Origin of the sequence: Streptomyces sp. NPDC002574, from assembly GCF_042889545.1 — a bacterium.
GTDB lineage: Bacteria > Actinomycetota > Actinomycetes > Streptomycetales > Streptomycetaceae > Actinacidiphila.
In genome coordinates this window covers 18,090-33,120 of the sequence record NZ_JBIARB010000005.1, presented here as the reverse complement: position 1 = coordinate 33,120, position 15,031 = coordinate 18,090, and the positions used below count along the sequence as shown (strand labels likewise).

Sequence of the window (15,031 nt, the reverse complement as noted above, 5' to 3'; positions counted from 1 at the left end):
GGGTTTTCCCCCCGGGGGGGGGGTGCCGGGGGGGGGGGGGGGGCGCCGGGGGGCCCCTTGGGGGCCGGGGGGGCGCGCTGGGGGCGGGGGGGGCCCGGGGGCCCCCCCCCGTCCGCAGAGGTCGGTGGGAGGTCACCACCGGTACCAGCGCGACCTGCCACCTCCCGAGGAGGTGCCGCGCATGACGAACCCCAGCAGCCAGAGCACCAGGATGATCAGGGCGACCCACCACAGGATCTTGACGGCGAATCCGGCCCCGAAGAGCACGACGGCCAGAAGCAGAACGAGCAGAAGGGGAACCACGTGTGCCTCCCGGGAACGAATACGTGAATGTGGTCATGCGCATGGGCGACCGGAGAATTCGGGTGCACAGCCGGATGCCGGCCGGAGAGGGGGGCCGGCACCCGACTGCACCGTTCACCGCGATTTTCGGGTGCCCCGGATGCCGGTCCCCAAACAGGTCCCGTTCCCGGCCGTTTCACGTGTCCTCAGCGGTGGCGGATGTGCACCCGGGCGCCGCCGCCCTTTCGCCCGGGCCGGACTCCGCGCCCGCGTGCGCCCTTTCGGCGGCGGCGTTCACGTCCCGGCGCGAAATCGCGGCCGGGAATTCCCCGGTGGCGGCGCCGGGAACGCACCTGGGCCGCTGAGCGGTCAGGACCGCGTCCGGCGTCACCCTTCGGCCGCGCTGGCCAGTACCTCCTCCGCCGCCTTGGCGGCCTCCGCGCGGTCCGCGGGGACCAGGCCGATGCGGGTGCGCCGGTCGAGGAGGTCGGCGGCGTCGAGGGCGCCCTCGTGGCGTACCGCCCACAGGAGTTCGGCCCGGGTCACGGGATGTCCCGGGACGACGGGCTCGCGCAGCGCCGGTTCGGCGGCGCCGAGGGCGTGGACCGCCGGGGCCTCGGTGCCGTACCGCCGCACCAGGCGGCGCGGTGCCGCCAGATCGGTCAGCTCCGCGGCCGGGGCGGCGCCGACCAGCGGCAGGGAGGTCGTACGGGACGGTCCGGCGGTGAGGCCGCGAGCGGACACCGCGGCGTCGACCGCGTCCTGCGCCATGCGCCGGTACGTGGTCAGTTTGCCGCCGACCACGGTGACGACACCGTCGCCCGAGGTCAGGACCGCGTGCTTACGGGAGATGTCGGACGTGTGCCCGGCGCCGTCGGCCGTGGTGTCCAGCAGCGGGCGCAGCCCGGCGAAGGCGCCGACGACGTCCTCGCGTCCCACCGTGGTGTCCAGCGCGGTGCCGAGCACGTCGAGGAGGAAGCCGATGTCGGTCTCGGGGACCTCCGGCACGTCGGGGATGTCGCCGTCCACCGGCTCGTCGGTCAGGCCGACGTAGACCCGGCCGTCGCCCTGCGGCAGCACGAGCACAAAGCGGTTGGACTCGCCGGGGATCGGGATGTGCAGGCCCGCGGGCGGGTCGCCCAGCGGCTCCGCGCGCAGGACGAGATGGGTGCCGCGCGAGGGCCGCAGGCGGATGCCGTCCACCAGTCCGCCCGCCCACACCCCGGCGGCGTTGATCACGGCGCGGGCGCGGATCTCGGTCTCCGCGCCGGTGAGTTCGTCGCGTATCAGGGCGCCGGATCCGGTGAGCGCGACCACGCGGACCCGGGTCAGGATCCGTGCGCCGTGCGCGGCGGCGGTGCGGGCGATCGCCGTCACCAGGCGTGCGTCGTCGGTGAGTTGGCCGTCCCAGGACAGCAGGCCGCCGCGCAGCCCGGACGGGCGCAGCGCGGGGGCGAAGTGCCGGGTCTCCACGGCGGAGAGCCGGCGCGGGGCCGGCAGCGTGGCGCGGGAGGTGCGGGCGGCCAGCCGCAACGCGTCGCCGGCCCGGAATCCGGTCCAGGCCAGGGCCGCCTGGCCGCGGGAGACCAGCGGGGTGAGCGGGAGCACGAAGGGCTGCGCCCTGACGAGGTGGGGGGCGGTGCGCTCCATCAGTACCCCGCGTTCGACGGCGCTCTCGTGCGCGACGTCCAACTGGCCGGAGGCGAGGTAGCGCAGACCGCCGTGGATCAGCTTGGAGCTCCAGCGGGAGGTGCCGAAGGCGAGGTCGTGGGCGTCGACGGCGGCGACCGACAGGCCGCGCGAGGCGGCGTCGAGCGCGGCCCCCGCGCCGGTGGCGCCGAGACCGACGACGAGTACGTCGACGGTGACGCCGCCGTCCGCGAGTTCGGCCAGTTCGCGGGCGCGGCGGACCGCGGACAGCGACGACGCGAGCGGGGCGGGCGGGGTGGTTCGGGCGGTACGGGTGGTCGGGGCGTGCGCAGCGGAATCGGCCGGGCTGCTCGTGGGGCTCATGGCGTCAGGGTCCTCTCCAGCATGAACCGCAGTTCCTCGAGGAACGCGGCCGAGTTCAGGTCGGGGTCGTCCTCGTCGGTCATGGTGCGCAGCGAGAGCGTGAACGACTGCACGAGCAGCAGCACGGCCCGCGCCTGCCGGGCGGGGTGGGCGACGCGGACGGAGCCGTCGGTGTGGCCCTCCTCCAGCGCGGTGGTGATCAGTTGCAGCACCGCGTCCTGGCTGGCGCCGCGGCGGTCGAGCACATAGGGGAGGAGCAGTTCGGGATCGACGTCGACGATCTTGACGAAGAGCGGGTGCGCACGGAAGGTGCGGACGCCGTCCACCAGCCCGTCGACCAGTTGCGTCCGGATGTCGCGGTCCTCGGTGTGCCGCGGCATCGCGTTCTCCGCGACGCTCACCCATTCACGGGTCATCAGGTCCCCGACCAGGGTGCGGACATCGGGCCAGCGCCGGTACAGGGTCATGCGCGAGACGCCGGCGCGGCGGGCCACGTCGGTGAGGGTCGTACGGCGGACGCCGACGGCCAGGACGCAGTCGCGGACCGCGTCGAGCACCGGATCCGCCGCTGTCCGAGTGTTGTGACGAATAGGCGTCATGTGTCACAGTGTAACGCCTGAGCGGCCCGCAGAGATGGCACCCCTACCCCGACCGGTGAGGACGACGACGTGGACATGTTGTGGAGCGGCTGGGGTGACCCGGCCAAGGCGGCCCCACTGCCCGACACCGTGATCGGCCTGCTGCGCGATCTCCTCGGGGTCAAGCCCCGTGAAGCCGCCCCGGCCGGTCTCGACGGGATCGAGGTCCCCGAGAGCCCGCTCGGCGACGAGGCACGCGACGCACTCGCCGACGCCGTCGGCGGCACGTCGTACGTCCGTACCGACGCGGAGAGCCGGATCCGGCACACCCGCGGCAAGTCCACACCCGACCTGCTGCGCATCCGGGCCGGCGACGTCGCCGACCTCCCGGCCGCCGTCGTACTGCCCGCCGGCCACGACGAGGTGCTGGCCGTGCTGGCCGTGTGCGCCGAACACGGCCTGACCGTCGTGCCGTTCGGCGGCGGCACCTCCGTCGTCGGCGGACTGACCCCGCAGGGCGACCGCCCCTTCGTCGCCCTCGACCTGCGCCGCATGGACCGGATGCTGTCCCTGGACCCGGTGTCGCGGACCGCGATCCTCCAGCCCGGCCTGCGTGCCCCCGACGCCGAGGCGCTGTTGGCCGAACAGGGCTTCACCCTCGGCCACTTCCCGCAGTCCTACGAGTGGGCGACCATCGGCGGCTTCGCCGCCGCGCGCTCCAGCGGCCAGGCGTCCGCCGGATACGGCCGCTTCGACGAGATGGTGCTGGGCCTGACCGTCGCCACCCCGCGCGGCACTCTCGACGCCGGCCGCGCGCCGCGCTCCGCCGCGGGACCGGACCTGCGTCAGCTCGTCCTCGGCTCCGAGGGCGCGCTCGGCGTCATCACCTCCGTCACCGTGCGCATCCGCCCGGTCCCGCAGGTCACGGTCTACGAGGGCTGGCGCTTCCCCGGGTTCGCCGAGGGCACGGCGGCGCTGCGCCGGCTCGCCCAGGACGGCCCGCGTCCGACGGTGCTGCGGCTGTCCGACGAGACGGAGACGATGATCGGCCTGGCGCAGCCCGACGCCATCGGCGCCTCCGACGGCCCCTCGGCGGCCGGCTGCGTCGCCGTCACCGGCTACGAGGGCACCGAGGAGGACACCGCCTACCGCCGCGCACGGGCCGCGGCGGTGCTGCGCGACTGCGGCGGCGAGTACCTCGGCGAGGAGCCCGGGCAGCGCTGGGCCCACGGCCGTTACTCCGCCCCCTACCTGCGGGACGCGCTCCTGGACGCGGGCGCCTTCGCCGAGACCCTGGAGACCGCGACGTTCTGGTCGCGCCTGCCGGAGCTGTACGACTCCGTGCGCCACGCCCTGGCCACCACCCTCGCCGGCGCCGGCACGCCGCCCCTGGTGATGTGCCACATCTCGCACGTGTACGAGAACGGCGCCTCGCTCTACTTCACCGTCGTCTCCGCGCAGGGCGACGACCCCGTCGCCCACTGGGCCCCGGCCAAGACCGCGGCGAACGAGGCGATCATCGCCGCGGGCGGCACCATCAGCCACCACCACGGTGTGGGCGGCGACCACCGCGACTGGTACGTCCGCGAGGCCGGCCCGCTGGGCATCGCAGCGCTGCGGGCCGTGAAGGACGCGCTCGACCCGGCCGGCCTGATGAACCCCGGCATCCTCCTCCCCGTCCGCTGAGCCCCACTCCCCGTCCCGGAGGCACGCGCATGCGACAGTTCACGGCCGTCGTCAACCCCACCGCCGGGGGGTCCACCGGGGCCGCCGCCCTGCTTCCGCTCGCCCGGCTGCTGCGCGAGGCCGGTGCGGAGCTGGAGACGGAGTACAGCACGAGCCTGGCGCACGCCCAGGAACTCGCCCGCCGCGCGGGCGAATCGGGCCGCGTCGTGCTCGCCGTCGGCGGGGACGGCATCGTCGGCGGCATCGGCGGTGCCCTCAGCGGCACGGACACCGTGCTCGGCCTGGTGCCCGCTGGCCGCGGCAACGACTTCGCCCGCGCCCTGGACCTTCCCTCGGGACCGGACGAACTCGCCCGCGTCCTGCTCCACCAGGACCCCCGCCCGGTCGACACCATCGAGATCGACTCCGCGGTCCACCACCGGACGGTGGTCCTGGGCAGCGTCTACGCGGGCGTCGACGCCCTCGCCAACCGCCACGCCAACGCCTCCCGGCTGCTGAGCGGCGCCGCCTCGTACTACGCCGGAGGGCTGCGCGCCGTCGCCGGCTGGCGCGCGGCCGCCTATCGCGTCACCGTCGACGGGGTGCTCCACGAGCGCCGCGGCTACACGGTCGTGGCCGCCAACTCCGGCTACTACGGCTCCGGTCGCGCCATCGCGCCCGGCGCCCGCGTGGACGACGGGCTGCTCGACGTCGTCATGATCCACGACGCGCCGCGCCGCCTCTTCTTCGCCCTGATGAACGAACTCAAGACCGGCGCGCACGTGCACCGGCCCGAGGTCGAGATCGTCCGCGGCAGGGAGATCCGCATCGAGGCCGACCGGGAGGTCCCCTACGGCGCGGACGGCGAGGTCGACGCCGTCCTCCCGGTCACCGCGCGGATCCGGCCGGGAGCGCTCAAGGTGCTGTGCTGAGCCCGGCCACGTAGTGAAGCGCCGTCAGAGACGGGCCGTCACGACCGCGGTCCCCGGACGGGCGCTTCGCGCCGCTGCGCGTCGTACGGCTGGTCACCCCGCGGTCGGCGCGCGACTGGCTGCGCGCCACGGGGTGAACGGGCCCGGCCGCGGGCTCAGATGCTGCGGTGCCCGCGTACCGCCTCGCGCATCTCGGCCAGTGAGGGGGCCAGCGTCGCGTCGACCGCGAGCGGGTCGGTGGTGTTGAGCCGCTGGAGTTCTCGGCGTTCGGGACGCTGGGTGTTGATGTCCACCTCGCCCGCCTCCACGCCCGCGACGATCTCCCTGACGACCTCCTCGACCGGTCGCCGCCCGTACCCCAGGTCGGCGCCCGCCTTGGAGGACTCCATCATCGGCGTCTGCGTCCCCCCGGGGTACGCGGTCGCGACGTGGATGCCGCTGCCCCACAACTCCCGGCGCAACGCCTCGTCGAAACGGGCGAGGCCCGCCTTCGTCGCCGCGTACACGCTGTAGTAGGGCATGCCCACCAGCGCCGCGCCGGACGCGATGCCGAGCACCACCGCCTGACCGTGCGCGGCACCGGCCGCGCGCAGATGGGGCAGCGCGGCCCGGGTCGCGAGGATCGGCGCGAGGAGGTTCAGTCCCACCATCGCGTGGATGTCCGCGGTCGCGATGTCCTCGTCGAGCGTCCCGGCCCGTACGTTGCCCGCGTTGTTGACCAGCACGTCCAGGCCGCCCAGGATCCGTACGGCGTCCTGGACCGCCTGCTCGGGCCCCTTCTCCGACGTGAGGTCGCGGGTCACGGCACGGGCCGTCCCGCCGCGCTCGACGACGAGTTCCACGGTCTCCTCCAGTGGCGCGGCGCGCCGTCCGGCGAGCACCAAGGAGCACCGCCGCACGGCGAGTTCCAGGGCCAGCGCGCGCCCGATCCCGCTGCCGGCCCCCGTGACGAGGACCCGCCGTCCGGAAAGGTCGAGTGGCGATGTGTTCATGGACCGCTCCCTCCGCCACCGGTGTCCACGGGGCCGCGTGCCCCGTAATGGGAACAACCCCGCCGGTGGCGTTCTGCTTCCCCTTTTCCGCCGCCCGTATCCGGACCCGGGTCTCACTTCCGGTGTGATGTGACTGCCTACGTATCGATTTGATGCTTTCCCGCGGTCCGTGCGAGGGGACAGGTGGGTTACAGTCGCGGTGCCATTGCCGCCGGCATTCGTCCGCACCGCGCGAAGGCCGGGCCGGGATTCCCCGAAGAAGGAACAATGTTCAGCAAAATCCTGCTTGCCATGTCCAGGATGACCGAGGCCGCGCTCATCCTCCTCGGCGTCGCCATTGTGGGTCTCGACACTCGCACCAGGACGTACATAGGCCTGTGGGACCTTCTGGCCCTCGTGTACCTGGCGACCCGGATATCCCGTCTCAGGAAAAGCAGGCGCTACGTCGACAGCGACAGCGCCGACTGGCTCAAGGGGATGCTCGGCCGACGGTCCGGCCTGGTCTTCACGGTCTTCACCAGCCTCATCGGCATCGTCGCCGGGGTGATGATCGTCGTCGACAAGGGGCACGGACTGTCCGACATGGAATCCAAATCCGTCGGCGTCCCCGCCGTCCTGCTCGCGTGGGCGATTCTCCACTTCGGCTACGCGGAGCGTTATGCGCAGGTGTACTACGCCACGCTGCCGGACGAGGTGCTGGCATTCCCCAGCACCAAGCGCCCGAATTTCGCGGACTTCGCCTACTTCTCCTTCACACTCGGCACCACGTTCTCCGTCTCCGATGTGGAGACGCAGAGTTCGACGATCAGGACCCGCATTCTTTCGCACAGCATTCTGTCGTTCGTCTACAACACCGCGACGCTCGGTATCGCGGTGGGTGTGATCACCGGCTGACCGCCGCTGCGGCATTTCCTCGCCGAACCGCGGATCGTTGCGTTCCGGCGGTTTCCGGAGGTTTCCGGGGAACGGATGCCGGGCTCGGGCCCGCGGAGCCGGCCGGTTTCCGTTCGTCCCCCGGCCGCCGTGGCGACACCCGGGCCCGAGAGGCTCTGTTGGCCGCGTCGGGCCGCCTTTTTACCGTTCCGTGACAACCATGGGCACCGCGCCGGTCTCTATACCAGTGCCGTCGTGAGGACGCGACGGCTCCGGGTGATCTGCCGTCAACAGTGAGTGAGTCAAAGTGAGCGCGTCACGTCGTCCGCACGGGGAACCGTCCCGGCTGCCTCGCAGGCTGTTCATGGGACTCGGCGCCGGGGGCCTGTTGTCGGCCGGCGGCTACGCGCTGTACCGCGGCGCGGGGGGCGAGGCCTTCGCACGCGGCAATCCGTCCCCGTCGCCGTCCTCCTCGCAGCCCTCCCCGCCGCCGTCCTCGGCACCGCCGCGCGACGAGCCGCCCAGCATCGAGCGCCCGCGACTGATAGGCGACGGCTCGACCTCGCTGACCGGTGCCCAGCCGCGCCAGCCGGAGGTCCGCAGGCTGGAGAAGGGCGAGCGGCCGCCGCAGTTCGTCGTGATCTCCTGGGACGGGGCCGGTGAACTGGACAACGGCCTCTTCGCCCGCTTCCGGAAGATCGCCGAGGAGGCGGGGGCGGCCATGACGTTCTTCCTCTCGGGTCTGTACCTGCTGCCCGAGTCCAAGAAGCACCTGTACGACCCGCCCCGCAATCCGGTGGGCGCCTCCGACATCGGGTACCTGACGGACGCCCACATACGCCTGACCCTGGAGCAGTTGAGGGCGGCGTGGCTCGAAGGCCATGAGATAGGGACCCACTTCAACGGCCACTTCTGCAGTGGCTACGGTTCGGTGAAGCGGTGGTCGCCCGCGCAGTGGCGCAGCGAGATCGAGCAGGCCACGCGCTTCGTGCAGGAGTGGCGGACCAACACCGGCTTCCAGGACCTGGACCCGCTGCCCTTCGACTACACCAAGGAACTCGTCGGCGGCCGCACGCCCTGCCTGATGGGCCAGTTCAACCTGCTGTCCACCGCGGCCTCCCTCGGCTGGCGCTACGACGCCAGCTCGCCGGGCGGGCTCCAGGTCTGGCCCCGCCGCAAGCTCGGCATCTGGGACTTCCCGCTGCAGTCCGTACCGTTCCCCGGGCACAGCTTCGAAGTGCTCTCCATGGACTACAACATGCTCGCCAACCAGTCCGGGACCACCCAGGGCGACCCGGCGCGCCGTCCCGCCTGGCGGGACCAGGCCCGCGGCGCCTACCTGACCGGCTTCGAGCGCGCGTACAACAGCAACCGCGCCCCGTTCTTCATCGGCAACCACTTCGAGCAGTGGAACGGCGGCATCTACATGGACGCCGTGGAGCAGGTGATCGGCGAGATGGCCGAGAAGGACGACGTCCGCATGGTCTCGTTCCGCCAGTTCTGCGACTGGCTGGAGGCGCAGCACCCCACGGTCGTGAGCAATATGCAACGGCTTACTGTGGGGGAGCGGCCCGTCGGCGGCTGGAAGGGCGTCGTCACCGTCTGACGGGTGCGGTGCCGTCGCGCGGGCGGGGGAGCGAGACAGGAATGGCGGATTCGGAGTGAGCAGCGCAGCGGAGGCGGAGGAGTTCTTCGAGTCCTTCTATCCGCGCCTCGCGGGCTGGTGCCGCAGGCTCGTGGACAGCGACGCCATCGCGCACGAGATCGCGGCCGAGTCGTTCACGAGACTGTGGTCACGCTGGGCGACGGTCCGCGAACCCGCACCGTACCTCTTCTCCATCGCGGCGAACCTGGTGAAGGACCACTGGCGCCGGCAGGAGCGGGAGAAGGACGCCGTGCGGCAGCTGGAGGCCGTGGCGGTGGACCACGCCCCCGCCGCCGACCACGGCACCGAGATCCGGGCCCTCGTGGAGGCGCTGCCCAGGCGGCTGCGCGTCCCGGTGCTCCTGCACTACTACGCCGACCTGTCCGTGAACGACATAGCGGCGGTGCTGCACCGCCGCCCCGGCACGATCAAGAGCGATCTGCACGCAGCCCGGCAGCACCTGCGGGCCTCTCTCAGGGGGCTTCATGAAACGACCGTCTGACCCGGGTGACCCCGCCGAGGCCGGCGCGGGACGCGCGCAGGACGTGCCGAGCGAGATCGCCGAGGCGTTCCGGCAGCCCGTCGTCCTCCTGACCCCGCCGCCCGGAGCCTTCACCGCCGTCCGTCGCCGGGCCCGGTCCGTGCGGCGGCGCCGGGCGGTCGCGCTCGGCACCGCCGTGACCGGGTGCCTGGCGGCCGCGGTGTTCCTGGTGCCGCTGCCCGGCGGCCGGGGCGTCCCGAGCGTGCGGCCCGCCGCGCCGCCGGTGAGCGTCCTGCCCTCGCAGGGCGGCGACCCGACGACCGCCGCACCCGTGCCGTCCGCGAGCACCCGGTCGCCCGAGGTACGGCCGTCCGCACCCGCTTCCGCGCCGGTGTCCCAGATCACCGCCTGCCGTTCCGCGCAGCTCAAGATCGCCTTCGGCGAATCCCAGGGGGCCGCGGGGTCGGTGGAGCGCGCGCTGGTCTTCGTCAACTCGGGACCGCGCCCCTGCTCCCTGCGCGGCTTTCCGGGGGTCTCCCTGGTCGCCGGCGCCTCGGGCCGGCAGATCGGCAACCCGGCCGAGCGCGTGGGAACCACCGGAGAGACCGTTGTGCTGCCGGAGGGCGGCTCCGTCGAGGCCGGGCTGCGCATCGCCCAGGCCGGGAACTACGACGCGAAGACGTGCGTGCCGCAGAAGGCACGGGGTCTGCGCGTCTACCCTCCCGACGAGCGCGACGCGCTCTTCCTGCCGGACGACACGCAGCTGGGCTGCGCCGCGACCGGCGTCACCATCCTGTCCGTCACCGCCGTGCACGGTCCCACGACGCCCTGAGGCCACGGGGCCGTCCTGCCCCGGTCCCGACCCCACCGGCGCCGGCCAGGACCTCCCCTCCCGGCCGGCGCCGGTGGGGTCGGGACCCTCAGTCGCGCGCGGAGTGCGCGGCGCGGGCCGCCTGGGCGAGATCGAGGTCGGTGGTCTCCGGGGCGAGGAAGTGGGAGACGAGACCGCCCAGGGCCAGTACGCCCGCGCCGACGAGCCGGACGAACTCGACGCCGAAGCGGTCCAGCCCCATCGGCAGCAGGAAGGTGCCGATCGCCGCGCCGACCCGGCTCATGGCCGCGGCGAAGCCGACGCCCGTCGTCCGCATCGACGTCGGGAAGACCTCCAGCGGGTACACGGCGGTCAGAGCGCTGGAGGCGGCGTTGAGGAAGATGAAGAAGAGGAAACCGGCCACGATGACCGGGGTGGAGCCGGGCCACACGGCGACCAGGGCGAGGCAGCCGGCCGTGATCCAGAAGGGCGGGATCAGCAGCCGGCGGCGGCCGATGCGGTCGACCACCAGGCAGCCGGCGGTGACACCGAGCACCGCGGTGACGGAGTAGACGAGGAGGGCGGCGTCGCGTTGGCGCCCATGCCGAGGGGCGGCGTCGAGGACGTGCCGCTGCGCGGCGGTGCCGCGGGCGCGCTGCCCGAGGGCGCCCTGTGGATCGACATGTCGACCTCCACCCCGTCCGCGGCCGACCGCGTCGCCGCCGAGGTGCTCGACGGGCGCGGCGTACGGCGACTCGACGCGCCCGTCAGCGGGATGGCGCGCGGCGCCGAGGCGGGCCGTCTGCAGATCTTCGTGGGGGGGCACGCCGACGACTTCGCCGTGGCGCTGCCGGCCTTCGAGGCCATGGGCGACCCGGACCGGGTGCTGCACGTCGGTCCCCTCGGCGCGGGCTACACCGTCAAGCTCATGATCAACCTGCTCTGGTTCAGCCACCTGGTCGCCACCTCCGAGGTGCTGGCCATGGGCGTCAAGGCGGGCGTCGACCTCGTCGACCTCGGGGTGCTGCGCAACGCCCTGCTGGCCGGCCCGGCCGCGTCGAACTTCCTCGAGAACGACATCATGTGCGTGCTCGCCGACGGTGACTACGACGACTCCTTCGCCATGGCACTGGCCTGCAAGGACCTCGGCCCGGCCGTGGACCTCGGCCGTGACCTCGGCGTCCCCACGGAGTTGTCGGCCCTCGTCGAGCAGATCTACCGCCGTTCCAAGGCCCAGCACGGCGACCTCGCGGGCGAGATGAGCCCCGTGCGACTGTACGAGGCGCTGGCGGGGCAGGAGTTCCGGCTGCCCAGTCCCACGGCGACCCTCAGCGTCGTCTGACCGCCCGGTCGTTCCGCGGGCATCACCCGGCCCGAACCGTCCACCCCGCGCAGGCCCCGCAGGCCCCGCCCGCCCCGCACGTCAAGGAGGCGTACGCCATGAGCGACCGCCTCGCCGCCGCCGCCACCGGTATCGACGCCCTGGTGCACGGCGTCGAGTCGCTCGCCTCACTCGGCGCGAGCCCGCTGTCCGCCGCGTACGCCGCGCAGGCCGTCGCCATGGTGGGTCGCTGGCTGCCCGTCGCCCATGCCGACGGCTCCGACCTCGAAACCCGTTCCCACCTCATGCTCGGCGCGCACTTGGCTGGCCAGGCCCTCACACTCTCCGGCCTCGGGCTGGTGCACGGGATCGGGCACTCCCTGACCGCCCACACCGGCACGCCGCACGGCGTCGCCCTGGCCGCCGTTCTCGAGGAGGTCATGGCCTTCAACGCGCCGTTCGCCGGGCCGGCGTACGAGCAGGCCGCCCGCGCCCTGCGCCTCGACCCGCCGGCCGGCGGCGACTGGTCCCGCGCGCTGATCGCCGCCGTCCGCGAGATCTCCGGCGCGATCGGCGTCAAGAACCGCTGGCCAACTGGGCGCGGGGCCGCACCTGCTGCGGTCCGTCGCCGGGGGAGCGGTCGCCGACGCCGTCACGCGCAACAATCCCCGGGGCGTCACCGAGGACGAGGTGCTGGAACTCCTTGAGTCCGTGCGCTGAGGCCGGGCCCACCCCGCCCGGCATGCGCGGCCGGGCGAGGGGCATGATCGGGGGTGCTGTCCCGGTCGAGAGGGCGGGCAGGGGGCTCTTCTGGCGGCCAGCCCCGAACACCCCATCCGCGGAGGTAGGTAGGAACGTGCAGTACACGAAACTCGGCTCCACCGGTCTGGACGTCTCGCGCATCTGCCTCGGCTGCATGAGCTACGGCGTGCCGGAGCGCGGCAACCACCCCTGGACGCTCGACGAGGACGCCGCGCGCCCGCTGATCCGCGCCGCCCTCGAAGCCGGCGTCACCTTCTTCGACACCGCCAACGTCTACTCCGACGGCACGAGCGAGGAGATCGTGGGACGGGTGCTGGCCGAGCACGCGAACCGCGACGACATCGTCCTGGCCACCAAGGTGCACGGCCGCATGCGCCCCGGCCCCAACGGCGCGGGCCTGTCGCGCAAGGCGATCCACGCCGAGATCGACGCGAGCCTGCGCCGCCTCGGCACCGACTACGTGGACCTCTACATCACGCACCGCTGGGACCACGACACCCCGGTCGAGGAGACCATGGAGGCCCTCCATGACGTGGTCAAGGCGGGCAAGGCGCGCTACATAGGCGCGTCCTCCATGTACGCCTGGCAGTTCGCCAAGGCCCAGCACACCGCTGAGCTGGGCGGCTGGACGAAGTACGTCAGCATGCAGAACCACTACAACCTCCTCTACCGCGAGGAGGAGCGCGAGATGCTGCCGCTCTGCGCCGACCAGGGCGTCGGCGTGACGCCGTGGAGCCCGCTGGCCCGCGGCCGCCTCACCCGCGACTGGGACGCCGGCAGCGCCCGTCAGGAGACCGACGGGTTCGGGCGGACCCTCTACCCCGAGCAGGACCGCGTCGTCGTCGACGCGGTGGCCGCCATCGCCGCCCGGCGCGGTGTGCCGCGCGCCCAGGTCGCCCTGGCCTGGCTGCTGCTGCAGCCGGGCGTGACCGCCCCCATCGTGGGCGTCGGCAAGGAGCAGCACCTGCTCGACGCCGTCGCCTCGCTCGACCTCCGACTGGACGAGGCGGAGCTCAAGGCCCTGGAGGAGCCGTACCGGCCGCACTCCGTCGTCGGCTTCGCCTGACGCGGCCGACGGCCGGTCACCCACCGCTCAGAGGTGGACGACGACCAGCGCAGTGTCGTCGGTGACCCCGCCGGACGGCAGCAGCTCGCCGAGCACCGCGTCGGCGAGCCGCTCCGGCCCGGCGCCGCGGTGCCGGGCGAGGACGTCGGTGAGCCGGGCGATACCGGCGTCGATGTCCTCGCCGCGTCGCTCGACCAGGCCGTCGGTGTAGAGCACGAGCGTGTCGTCCGCGTTGAACCGGACGACGGCCTGCGGCCTGCTGACATGCTCCGGACGGGCGCCCAGCGGCGGGTCGGTGGCCTGGTCGAGGAAGTCCACCGTGCCGTCGGCGTGCAGGAGGACCGGCGGCGGATGTCCGGCACTGCTGTACGTGATGGTCCGCTCGTCCCAGTCGACGAAGGTGTTCACCGCCGTCGTCGACTCGGCCCCGGGCACCGAGCGCGCGTACAGCCCCAGGACCTCCAGGGCGCCGGCCGGGCCGTCCGCGACCCGTGAGGCCGCGCTCAGCGCGCTGCGCAACTGCCCCATGACGCACGCCGCGGGCAGGCCGTGCCCCACGACGTCACCGACCGAGACACCGATCCGGTCGCCCTCGCCGGGCAGCTCGACCAGGTCGTACCAGTCGCCGCACACATTGAGCGCGCCCGTGGCCGGCCGGTAGCGGACCGCCACGCGGTGCTGCCCCATCGGGTGCGGGGCCGGCAGCATCGCCGCCTGGAGGGCGAGCGCCACCTCGCGTTCCCGCGCGTGGGCGCGCCGCAGCCGCTCGTTGACCTCCTGGAGCTCGCGGGCCCTGCTGTACAGCTCGGCCTCCAGCACCCTGGAGCGGTCCTGGCCGGGGCCGCCCCGGGCGCGGATGAGCTCGGTGACCTCCTCCACCCGGTGCACCACGAGCGCCACGTGCCCGTCGTCCCCGTACACCGGCGTGTTGACCGGGCTCCAGTACCGCTCCTCCCACTGTCCGGGGTGCTCGGGGTCCTCGACGTCGTACCGCTGCAGCGCCATGGCGTCCCGTTCGCCCGTCGACGCGACGCGCCGCAGCGACGCCCCGAGGTTGCGCATACCGGACGCCCCGCGGTGGGCGGGGTTGTCGGGGAACACGTCGAAGAGGAAGCGCCCGATGACCTCCCCGGCCGGGCGGCCGGACAGGGAGAGGTACTCCTCGTTGGCGTCGAGGAACAGCAGCTGCGGCGTCAGGAGCGCCACCGCGCTGGGCAGTCCCCGGAAGACCGCCGCGTAGTCGATTCCCGCCTGTGTCACGTCCCGACCGCCTCGGTGCCGACGTCGTCCTGGGCCTGGCGATCATACGAACGGGACCCGTGGATGCCAGTGACCCCGGTGCGCGCGCCGGGCAAGTCCACACGGGCGGGCCTGACGCGGCGTGCGGCCATCGGGCCCCGGAACGCCGGCGCGCCGTGGGCCCGGCTGCGCACAGTTGCCCTCTCGGTCACCCGTGCCCTCCGCGACCGGGCGGCGCCTCGCGGGTGCGCGCGTGCCGCCCGCCCGGGCACCCCCGCAGGGCCCCACCTCCGGCCCGACGGCCGCCGTTGGCCTGGTGTTTCACCACTTCTCGCGCTTGTCGGCGCCGGCGCGGAACGGAGCGAGAATTC

General features: G+C 73.4%; 15 protein-coding genes. 9 read left to right on the top strand and 6 right to left on the bottom strand.

Annotated elements, in window-relative coordinates:
- Window positions 1-132: 132 nt before the first annotated feature.
- The 3 genes from ACFYXS_RS12645 to ACFYXS_RS12635 all read right to left on the bottom strand — a co-directional run bounded on the left by ACFYXS_RS12645 (window position 133) and on the right by ACFYXS_RS12635 (window position 2,894).
- Window positions 133-303 carry a hydrophobic protein gene (locus ACFYXS_RS12645; protein WP_389246960.1) on the bottom strand — a complete coding sequence of 57 codons (171 nt, stop codon included), beginning with the start codon at window positions 301-303 and terminating at the stop codon, window positions 133-135.
- Between the two features lie 366 nt (window positions 304-669).
- Window positions 670-2,295 (bottom strand): glycerol-3-phosphate dehydrogenase/oxidase, encoded by a 1,626-nt coding sequence (locus ACFYXS_RS12640; protein WP_389246958.1) that lies wholly within the window; start codon window positions 2,293-2,295, stop codon window positions 670-672.
- Window positions 2,292-2,894 (bottom strand): TetR/AcrR family transcriptional regulator, encoded by a 603-nt coding sequence (locus tag ACFYXS_RS12635; protein ID WP_389246956.1) that lies wholly within the window; start codon window positions 2,892-2,894, stop codon window positions 2,292-2,294. Before ACFYXS_RS12635 ends, ACFYXS_RS12640 begins: the two co-directional genes overlap by 4 nt.
- Before the next feature lie 69 nt (window positions 2,895-2,963).
- Here ACFYXS_RS12635 and ACFYXS_RS12630 point away from each other — a divergent pair, with 69 nt between their 5' ends.
- Both ACFYXS_RS12630 and ACFYXS_RS12625 read left to right on the top strand, forming a co-directional pair.
- Entirely contained in the window at window positions 2,964-4,559 is a 1,596-nt protein-coding gene (locus ACFYXS_RS12630; RefSeq protein ID WP_389246954.1) for an FAD-binding oxidoreductase, read from the top strand.
- Window positions 4,560-4,588: 29 nt separating this feature from the next.
- Window positions 4,589-5,470, top strand: a complete 882-nt coding sequence (locus ACFYXS_RS12625) for a diacylglycerol kinase family protein (RefSeq protein ID WP_389246952.1) — start codon at window positions 4,589-4,591, stop codon at window positions 5,468-5,470.
- A 155-nt stretch (window positions 5,471-5,625) separates the two neighbouring features.
- Here the strand turns inward: ACFYXS_RS12625 and ACFYXS_RS12620 are convergent, their stop codons facing one another.
- Window positions 5,626-6,462 carry an SDR family NAD(P)-dependent oxidoreductase gene (locus ACFYXS_RS12620; RefSeq protein ID WP_389246950.1) on the bottom strand — a complete coding sequence of 279 codons (837 nt, stop codon included), beginning with the start codon at window positions 6,460-6,462 and terminating at the stop codon, window positions 5,626-5,628.
- 291 nt (window positions 6,463-6,753) lie between these two features.
- Between ACFYXS_RS12620 and ACFYXS_RS12615 the strand changes: the two genes are divergently transcribed.
- From ACFYXS_RS12615 to ACFYXS_RS12600, 4 genes are all read left to right on the top strand, one after another.
- On the top strand, window positions 6,754-7,356 hold the full coding sequence (locus tag ACFYXS_RS12615) for a DUF1345 domain-containing protein (protein ID WP_389246948.1): 603 nt from the start codon (window positions 6,754-6,756) through the stop codon (window positions 7,354-7,356).
- 343 nt (window positions 7,357-7,699) lie between these two features.
- Window positions 7,700-8,941 carry a hypothetical protein gene (locus tag ACFYXS_RS12610; RefSeq protein WP_389246946.1) on the top strand — a complete coding sequence of 414 codons (1,242 nt, stop codon included), beginning with the start codon at window positions 7,700-7,702 and terminating at the stop codon, window positions 8,939-8,941.
- Window positions 8,942-8,996: 55 nt separating this feature from the next.
- Window positions 8,997-9,482, top strand: coding sequence for an RNA polymerase sigma factor (locus ACFYXS_RS12605; protein WP_389246944.1), 486 nt, complete (start codon window positions 8,997-8,999; stop codon window positions 9,480-9,482).
- Window positions 9,466-10,293 (top strand): DUF4232 domain-containing protein, encoded by an 828-nt coding sequence (locus ACFYXS_RS12600; RefSeq protein ID WP_389246942.1) that lies wholly within the window; start codon window positions 9,466-9,468, stop codon window positions 10,291-10,293. The genes ACFYXS_RS12605 and ACFYXS_RS12600 overlap by 17 nt, the downstream gene beginning before the upstream one ends.
- 88 nt (window positions 10,294-10,381) lie before the next feature.
- Here ACFYXS_RS12600 and ACFYXS_RS12595 read toward each other — a convergent pair whose 3' ends face one another.
- A complete protein-coding gene (locus ACFYXS_RS12595) occupies window positions 10,382-10,828 on the bottom strand; it encodes an MFS transporter (RefSeq protein WP_389246940.1) in 447 nt (148 codons plus the stop codon).
- Between the two features lie 45 nt (window positions 10,829-10,873).
- Between ACFYXS_RS12595 and ACFYXS_RS12590 the strand changes: the two genes are divergently transcribed.
- The 3 genes from ACFYXS_RS12590 (at window position 10,874) to ACFYXS_RS12580 (ending at window position 13,421) form a co-directional block, all read left to right on the top strand.
- Window positions 10,874-11,614, top strand: coding sequence for an NAD(P)-dependent oxidoreductase (locus ACFYXS_RS12590; RefSeq protein WP_389246938.1), 741 nt, complete (start codon window positions 10,874-10,876; stop codon window positions 11,612-11,614).
- A gap of 98 nt (window positions 11,615-11,712) precedes the next feature.
- Window positions 11,713-12,300: an iron-containing alcohol dehydrogenase gene (locus tag ACFYXS_RS12585; protein ID WP_389246936.1), complete on the top strand. Its 588-nt coding sequence runs from the start codon at window positions 11,713-11,715 to the stop codon at window positions 12,298-12,300.
- A 149-nt stretch (window positions 12,301-12,449) separates the two neighbouring features.
- On the top strand, window positions 12,450-13,421 hold the full coding sequence (locus ACFYXS_RS12580; protein ID WP_389246934.1) for an aldo/keto reductase: 972 nt from the start codon (window positions 12,450-12,452) through the stop codon (window positions 13,419-13,421).
- Window positions 13,422-13,448: 27 nt separating this feature from the next.
- Here the strand turns inward: ACFYXS_RS12580 and ACFYXS_RS12575 are convergent, their stop codons facing one another.
- Window positions 13,449-14,681: a PP2C family protein-serine/threonine phosphatase gene (locus ACFYXS_RS12575; RefSeq protein ID WP_389246932.1), complete on the bottom strand. Its 1,233-nt coding sequence runs from the start codon at window positions 14,679-14,681 to the stop codon at window positions 13,449-13,451.
- Window positions 14,682-15,031: the final 350 nt, after the last annotated feature.